Origin of the sequence: Streptomyces sp. NPDC057654 (assembly GCF_042800135.1) — a bacterium.
Classification (GTDB): Bacteria; Actinomycetota; Actinomycetes; order Streptomycetales; family Streptomycetaceae; genus Streptomyces.
Window position 1 is genome coordinate 1 of record NZ_JBHVHQ010000438.1, and the last position, 6,923, is coordinate 6,923.

The 6,923-nt window shown below is 73.2% G+C and carries 3 protein-coding genes; all 3 read right to left on the reverse strand.

Translation table 11 applies throughout. The features are described from left to right. Positions 1-68 precede the first annotated feature (68 nt). Entirely contained in the window at positions 69-2,288 is a 2,220-nt protein-coding gene (locus ACFU99_RS27010; protein ID WP_384396590.1) for an NADP-dependent isocitrate dehydrogenase, read from the reverse strand. 154 nt (positions 2,289-2,442) lie between these two features. Further along, positions 2,443-3,117, reverse strand: coding sequence for a 4'-phosphopantetheinyl transferase (locus tag ACFU99_RS27015; protein WP_384396595.1), 675 nt, complete (start codon positions 3,115-3,117; stop codon positions 2,443-2,445). A 71-nt stretch (positions 3,118-3,188) separates the two neighbouring features. Beyond that, on the reverse strand, positions 3,189-6,218 hold the full coding sequence (locus ACFU99_RS27020; protein WP_384396592.1) for an amino acid adenylation domain-containing protein: 3,030 nt from the start codon (positions 6,216-6,218) through the stop codon (positions 3,189-3,191). Positions 6,219-6,923: the final 705 nt, after the last annotated feature.

The following is a 6,923-nucleotide window of genomic DNA, read 5'->3' on the forward strand; positions in this document are numbered from 1 at the left end:
CGGCCGGATTCGGGATCCGGCCGGGGCGGGTACGCGCGCGTGGCGCTCGAAAACGAGCGAGCCGACGATCAGGCCAGCGTCGCCAGCGCCTGGTTGAGCGTCGCCGACGGGCGCATGACGGCGTCGGCCTTGGCCGGGTCGGGCTGGTAGTAGCCGCCGATCTCGGCGGGCGAGCCCTGCACCGCGATCAGCTCGTCGACGATGGTCCGCTCCTGCTCGGCCAGCGTCTTGGCGAGGGCCGCGAACGCCTGGGCGAGCTGCGTGTCCTCGGTCTGCTGGGCCAGCTCCTGGGCCCAGTAGAGCGCCAGGTAGAAGTGGCTGCCGCGGTTGTCGATGCCGCCGAGGCGGCGGCTCGGCGACTTGTCCTCGTTGAGGAACGTCGCCGTCGCGCGGTCGAGGGTGTCCGCGAGCACCTGGGCGCGCGCGTTGCCCGTGGTCTGCGCGAGGTGCTCGAAGCTGACCGCCAGCGCGAGGAACTCGCCCAGGCTGTCCCAGCGCAGGTAGTTCTCCTTGACGAGCTGCTGGACGTGCTTGGGCGCGGAGCCGCCGGCGCCCGTCTCGAACAGCCCGCCGCCGTTCATGAGCGGGACGACCGAGAGCATCTTGGCGCTCGTGCCGAGCTCCAGGATCGGGAAGAGGTCGGTCAGGTAGTCGCGCAGCACGTTGCCGGTGACCGAGATGGTGTCCTCGCCGCGGCGGATGCGCTCCAGGGAGAACGCGGTCGCCTCGACGGGCGTCATGATCTCGATCCGCAGGCCCTCGGTGTCGTGCTGGGCGAGGTAGCCGCGGACCTTCTCGATGAGCTTCGCGTCGTGCGCGCGGCCCTCGTCGAGCCAGAACACGGCCGGGCTGCCGGTCGCGCGGGCGCGGGTGACGGCCAGCTTGACCCAGTCCTGGATGGGCAGGTCCTTGGTCTGGCACATGCGGAAGATGTCGCCGGCGCCCACGGTCTGCTCCAGCACCACGGCGCCGCTCGCGTCGACGACGCGCACGGTGCCGGTGGCCGGGATCTCGAAGGTCTTGTCGTGGCTGCCGTACTCCTCGGCCTTCTGCGCCATCAGACCGACGTTGGGGACGGAGCCCATGGTCGACGGGTCGAAGGCGCCGTTCGCCCGGCAGTCGTCGAGGACGGCCTGGTAGACGCCGGAGTAGCTGCTGTCGGGGAGCACCGCGAGGGTGTCCGCCTCGCCGCCGTCCGGGCCCCACATGTGGCCGGAGGTGCGGATCATGGCGGGCATGGAGGCGTCGACGATGACGTCGCTCGGCACGTGCAGGTTGGTGATGCCGTTGTCCGAGTCGACCATCGCCAGCTCGGGGCCCTCGGCCAGCTCGGCCTCGAAGGACGCCTTGATCGCCGCGCCCTCGGGGAGGGCGGCCGCGCCCTTGAGGATGCCGCCGAGGCCGTCGTTCGGGGTCAGGCCCGCAGCGGCCAGCGTCTCGCCGTACTCGGCGAAGGTCTTCGGGAAGAAGGCGCGCACCACGTGGCCGAAGATGATCGGGTCGGAGACCTTCATCATCGTGGCCTTCAGGTGCACCGAGAACAGCACGCCCTCGGCCTTGGCGCGGGCGATCTGCGCCGTGAGGAACTCGCGCAGCGGGGCGACCCGCAGCACCGAGGCGTCCACGACCTCGCCCGCGAGGACCGGCACCGACTCGCGGAGCACGGTGGTGACGCCGTCGTCCCCGGCCAGCTCGATGCGGAGCGAGCCGTCCTCGGCGATGACGACGGACTTCTCGGTGGAGCGGAAGTCGTCGGCGCCCATGGTGGCGACGTTCGTCTTCGAGTCGGCCGTCCAGGCGCCCATGCGGTGCGGGTGCGCCTTGGCGTAGTTCTTGACCGAGGCGGGGGCGCGGCGGTCGGAGTTGCCCTCGCGCAGCACCGGGTTGACGGCGCTGCCCTTGACCTTGTCGTAGCGGGCGCGGATGTCGCGCTCCTCGTCGGTCTTCGGGTCGTCCGGGTAGTCGGGCAGCGCGTAGCCCTGGCCCTGGAGCTCCGCGACGGCCGCCTTGAGCTGCGGGATCGAGGCGGAGATGTTCGGCAGCTTGATGATGTTCGCGCCGGGCGTCTTGGCCAGTTCGCCGAGCTCGGCGAGCGCGTCGGCGACCCGCTGGTCCTCGGTGAGGCGCTCCGGGAAGCCCGCGAGGATGCGGCCGGCGAGGGAGATGTCACGGCTCTCGACGGCGACCCCGGCCGTCGAGGCGTATGCCTCGACGACGGGCAGGAACGAATACGTCGCCAGGGCCGGGGCCTCGTCGGTGTGTGTGTAGATGATGGTCGAGTCAGTCACCGGTGCTCCGCTCCACGTCTGCAACATTGCTTGATATCAAGATATCCCGTGGCCGCCCCCCTCTCGACAGGGCCCTGCCCCTGCCGGTGCGTGCGAGGGAGTGGTGGCGGAACGGAGCCCGTCGTACGGGCGCGAGGCGGGTGCCGGGCGGGCGTCAGGCGGCCGGCGGGTACGCGATGGCGGTGACGACCAGCCCGTCCCGTACGAGCCAGCGGCCCTGGAACCCGGTGAGGGCACGGCCCTCCGGGTCCTCGCGGCTGACCAGCAGGCGGGCGGCGAACGTGCCCTCGGCCGCGCCGCCCGAGGGGTCGAACTCCAGGTGGGCCTCGTGGAAGTCCAGCCAGGCGCCGGTCAGCGGGAACCACGTCTTGTAGACGGACTCCTTGGCGCTGAACAGCAGCCGGTCCCAGTGCACGTCGGGCCGGAGGCCGGCCAGGCCGTCGAGGTGCGACTGCTCGGCGGGCAGGGCGATGGACTCGTACACGCCCTCGGGCAGCGGGCCGTGCGGCTCGGCGTCGATGCCGAGGGAGGCGATGTCGGTCCGGCGCGCGACGGCGGCGGCGCGGTAGCCGTCGCAGTGCGTCATGGAGCCGACGATGCCGTCCGGCCAGGCGGGGGCGCCGCGCTCGCCGTGCACCAGGGGGGCCGGGGTGCGGCCGAGCCGGGCGAGGGCCTGGCGGGCGCAGTGCCGGGCGGTGGTGAACTCGCGGCGCCGCTTGTCGACGGCCCTGGTGATCAGCGCCTCCTCCTCGGGGAAGAGGACGGCGTCGGCGGGGTCCTCGAAGGACTCGGCCGACTCGGCCGCGGCGGGCAGCAGCCCGGCGAGCAGGGTGTGCGCGCCGTTCCGTTCGCCGTTCCGAGTCGGCGGTACGTCCGTACGCTCGTCGCGGCTCGTGCCCGTCACTGCGCCTCCTGGAGGTCGGCTACCACGGCGGCGATGCCCCGCACGGTCGGTTCCTCGAAGTAGGCGGACAGCGGCACGTCCACATCGAGCCGTTCCAGTATGCGGGTGGATATCTGGGTCATGGTGATCGAGTGACCGCCGAGGTCGAAGAGGTCCTCCGTGTCCCCCAGCGTGGGCAGCCGCAGCACCTCGCACCAGATCTCGCGGACCGCCTCCAGCGGGCTGTCCGCGCCCGACGTCGCCGCGGCGGCGGACTCGGGGGGCTCGGGCAGCGCCGCCCGGTCGAGTTTGCCGTTCGGCGTCGTCGGCAGGGCGTCCAGGGCGGCGAAGACCTCGGGGACCATGTACGCGGGCAGCGCCGCCGCCAGCTCCCGGCGCAGGGCGCCCGCGTCCGCGCCGCCGACGTAATAGCCGACGAGCCGGCCGTCCCGCACCGCGACGGCGGACCGGTCCACGCCGTCCGCGGCGAGCAGCCGCGACTCGATCTCGCCGAGTTCGATGCGGTAGCCCCGGAGCTTGATCTGGTCGTCGGAGCGGCCGAGGAATTCCAGCTGCCCGTCGGGGCGGTGCCGCACCCGGTCGCCGGTCCGGTACATCCGGCCGCCCGCGGGCCCGTACGGGTCGGGCGGGAACCGCTCGCCGTCGAGGTCCGGCCTGCCGACGTAGCCGCGGGCGAGACCGGCCCCCGCGATATAGAGGTCGCCGGGCACGCCGGGCGGCACGGGTGACAGGCGCTCGTCGAGCACGTACGTCCGGGTGTTGGCCAGCGGGCGGCCGATCGTGACCCGGTCCGGGTCGGGGCCGATCTCCTGGGACGTCGACCAGATGGTGGTCTCGGTCGGCCCGTAGACGTTGACGAGCCGCGCGACGTGCGGGCGCAGCCGCCGGGCGAAGGCCAGGGGCAGCGCCTCGCCGCCGACGAGGGCGGTGACGCCGGGCGCCTCGAAGCCGCCGTCGAGGAGCATCGCCCAGCCGGTGGGGGTCGCCTGCACATGGGTGACGGCGTGCCGGGCCGCGAGCGCGCCGAGCTCGGCGCCGTCGCGCGTCTGGCTCTCGCTCGCGACGATCACGGTGGCGCCGGTGATCAGCGGGAGGAAGAGCTCCAGGCCGGAGATGTCGAAGGAGACGGAGGTCAGCGCCAGCCAGGTGTCGGCGGGCCCGGCGCCGAGCAGTTCCTCGACGGAGTGCAGCAGGTTGGCGAGGGCGCGGTGTTCGATCTGGACGCCCTTGGGGCGGCCGGTCGAGCCGGAGGTGTAGATGACATAGGCCAGGTCCTCGGGCGCCGGGGGCCCGGACCCGGCGGGGGCGTCCGGGCCGTCGTCGGCGGAGGGCTCCAGGTCGGCGTCGGTCAGCTCCAGGACGGCTCGGGAGTCCTCCATGACGTACTTCAGCCGCTCGGCCGGGTACTCGGCGTCGAGCGGGACGTAGGCGGCTCCGGCCTTGAGGATGCCGAGCAGGGCCACGAGCAGCCGCTCCGAGCGGCTCGCCCGTACGGCCACGAGCGCGCCCTTGCCGATGCCCTTGCCGTGGAGGCGGGCCGCGAGCCGCGCCGCGTCGGCGTCCAGCTCCGCGTAGGTCAGCCGCCGGTCCGCGTGGACGACGGCGACGGCGTCGGGGGTGCGGGCGGCGTGCTCGGCGATCAGCTCGGGGACGGTGCGGGCCGGGTACGCGCGGGTGGTGTCGTTCCAGCCGGTCAGCAGCCGCTCGCGTTCGTCCCCGGCGAGCAGCGGCAGCTCGGCCAGCGGGGTGGCGGGGGCGGCCGCGGCGCAGGCGAGCACGGCGCGCCAGTGCCGGCCGACGCTTTCGGCGCCCTCGCGGGTCATGGCGTCCGGCGGGTACTGGATCATCACGTCGAACCCGTCGGCGCAGTCGGTCAGTTCGACGCGGAGGGCGTTGCGGGCGGTGTTGTTGGAGATCTGCCACTCCACGGACGCCGTCAGGCCGCCGAAGCGGGGCGCGGGGCCCATCCGGCGGTAGGACATCGTCACGGGCGCGAGCGCGACGCCCGGCCGGAATCGGGCCCCGGTCCGTCCGAGGGGGACCTCGCGCACCTGGTAGAGCTCGCGGAGTCCGGCCCGTACGGCGCGGGCGAAGTCCTCGAAGGGCGTGCCGGACTCGGGTGCGGAGACGAAGGGCAGTTCGTTGACGTGCACGCCGATGTGGCGCTGCTGTCCGGGGGTGCGGGTGCCGAGATCGAGGGCCGTGACGGGCGCCTTGTTGCCGTAGCGGAAGAGGACGGCGTGGAAGGCGGCGGTGAGGAGTTCGAAGCGGCTCACGCCGATGCGCTCGGCGAGCGGCCGGAGCTCGGCGTGGAGTGCGTCGGGGAGGCGGAACTCCACCGTCGCTCCGTCGCTCACTCCCTGGGCGGGCTTCTCCAGGCCGGGGAGCACGATGTCGTCGTCGCCGACGGGATGGTGCGCCCAGTACGCGCGCGCGGCGGGCAGCTTGGCGGCGATCCGCTGCTCCTCGGCGCCGGCCGGCTCCTCCGGCTCGGGGACGGGCGGGGCGGGTTCGCCGGTCTCGGCCCCGGCCCCGGTCTCGGTCTCGTAGCGCGCCGCGAGGTCGGTCACGAACGTCTCCATCGACAGGCCGTCGAAGACGATGTGATGGACGTTCAGGAGCAGCCGGTGCGCGCGGGGGCCGATGACCTGGAGCACGGGCCGGAACAGCGGGCCGCGGGCGAGGTCGAAGGGCTCGGCCGTGTGCGCGCGCACGACGTCCGGCCGCTCCGGCTCGACGGCGAGTTCCGGCGGCGGGACGGGCGCCGGTACGAGGTGGGGCACGCCGGCCCGGTCCTGGACGGCACAGCCGAGCTGCCGGTGCGTGCGCACGACGGCGGCGCACGCGCGGCGCAGGGCCGCGATGTCGAGGTCGCCGTCGAGGCGGACGGTGAACGCGATGTTGTGCACGGCCCCGCAGTCCGCCAGTGACTCGTTGAACCAGATCCCGCTCTGCGCGGCGGACGCGGGGCGCGCGGGGCGGCCGGTGTGTTCCGGGGGTCGCGGACTTGCTGGAGCTTCGTTCATCGAACACGTCCTGGGGCCGTCGTGGTGGTCGGTGGTGAGCTCTTGTGCTGCGGCCTTGTGGGGTCCCACGTCTGCGAGGCGCACTCAATCTGCCTCATTGCGATCGGAATCCGCAACGTTTAGCCACGGCGTTCCCGGGTTCGGGGTGCGTAATGCGCGGCCATCGCCGAAACCGAAGCAGGGCGGCGGCAGAAGCGGAACCATCGACCATTGACACACTCAGCGGACCTGATCGATCATCCCTGGGTGACCAAGCGGCCACCACAGCACTCGAACCGGGCGCCGTGTCCGTAGCGATATCTGTCCGGCAGCACGGAAAGTTGGTGCGCATCATGGGCACTTGCGGCGCCGGCCGGACCGGCGGCGGCCGACGGCCGAAAGCGACCACGGGGGCCCCGGAGGCGGTCATGCGTTAGCGGAAGCATCGCGAGCAGAGCCACGAATCCGGAATACCGCAGCCGCGAGGGAAACCGTGAGGGAAACAGAAGCCCGCCGTGAGCAGAACGACATCTCCGAGTAATCCCCGCCGACTCCGGTGCGCCCGCGCGGCGTACGCCCCGGCCCCGGCTCGTACCCGGCGCAGGGCCGTACGGGCCGGTGCGGCGTGCCGCGCGGCGCGGGGCCGATGCCGCGGCCCCGGCGGACCGCCGGCCGGCGCCGCGCGGACGTCGGCGGTTACGGGACTCGGCATTCCGGCGAACTCCG

What these genes read in the sequence shown, in the direction of transcription:
- ACFU99_RS27020 (WP_384396592.1), bottom strand. Translation starts at nt 6,218, where the DNA reads ATGAACGAAGCTCCAGCAAGTCCGCGACCCCCGGAACACACCGGCCGC.